Here is a 235-nt window from a genome sequence, read left to right as displayed (position 1 = left end):
GTATAGCTGTATTCATAAACATGGCCAAAATGATTGGCGCTGGCCCGTTGATTGTCATGGATACGGAAGTGGTTGGTGCACAAAGGTCGAAGCCTTCGTATAGCTTTTTCATATCATCGAGGGTACAAATACTAACGCCACTCTCCCCCACTTTTCCGTATATATCAGGACGATAATCGGGATCTTCTCCGTAAAGCGTGACCGAATCAAAAGCCGTACTCAAGCGCTTTGCATC

At 46.0% G+C, this 235-nt stretch carries 1 protein-coding gene; it reads right to left on the bottom strand.

The annotated features are described in order from the left end of the window. On the bottom strand, window positions 1–235 hold a 235-nt coding region (locus AOA60_RS31330), incomplete at both ends, for a methylmalonyl-CoA mutase family protein (RefSeq protein ID WP_143522609.1).

It is taken from the genome of Pseudomonas sp. 2822-17 (genome assembly GCF_002742485.1).
Taxonomy (GTDB): domain Bacteria; phylum Pseudomonadota; class Gammaproteobacteria; order Pseudomonadales; family Pseudomonadaceae; genus Aquipseudomonas; species Aquipseudomonas cyclaminis.
Note: the sequence above shows the minus strand (reverse complement) of the source record. Positions and strands in the feature narration are given on the sequence as shown.